Source organism: Actinomyces sp. oral taxon 448 str. F0400, assembly GCF_000220835.1.
GTDB lineage: Bacteria > Actinomycetota > Actinomycetes > Actinomycetales > Actinomycetaceae > Actinomyces.
In genome coordinates this window covers 1-617 of record NZ_GL985615.1, presented here as the reverse complement: position 1 = coordinate 617, position 617 = coordinate 1, and the positions used below count along the sequence as shown (strand labels likewise).

The window sequence follows — 617 nt, the reverse complement described above, 5'->3', positions numbered from 1 at the left end:
CGGGCCCCCGGACGCCGGCGCCCGCAGCAGCGTCATCCGCATCCTCGCGGCCCGCGGCGGGAGCCTGCACCTGCCCGACGACGCCGCGCAGGGCCGCGACGACGCGCGCCGCTCGCGCCAGGAGTCCGGCCTGCTCGGCCAGCGGCCCCTCATCCAGCTCCTCGGTCAGGGCATCGGCCTCCTGCGGGGAGGCGAGAACGGACAGGAGAATCTCATCCGGGACGCGCTCGGCGGGGCGATCGGCGCGCAGACGCCTGCGCAGCCTGCGCAGGTCGAGGGCCGACAGGCCGATAAGCGGACTGGTGAGCAGGGCCATCGCGCTCGGACGCTCGGGAAGCCGATCGGCCTCCCCCAGACGGCCCTCGAGGGCGGCCCGCGCGGTGGTCAGCAGAGCCCCGGAGGCGGGTTCGGCGCGCAGAAGGACGGCGGGGCTCGTGCCGGCGAGCGGCACGCCGCGCCGGCGCAGCTCCCGGCAGGCCGCCTGCATCCGGCCCGCCGATCTCAGGATGACGGCCATGCGGTCCCACGCCGTGCCGTGCAGGACGTGCTCGCCCCGCAGCATCCGGGCGACGTGCGCCGCCTCCTGCGCGGGCGAGGAGGCCACTCGCACGGCGACC

1 pseudogene is annotated in these 617 nt (G+C 77.5%); it reads right to left on the bottom strand.

Annotated elements, in window-relative coordinates:
* Positions 1-617: pseudogene (locus HMPREF9062_RS13150) on the bottom strand (DNA helicase UvrD); the annotation flags it as partial.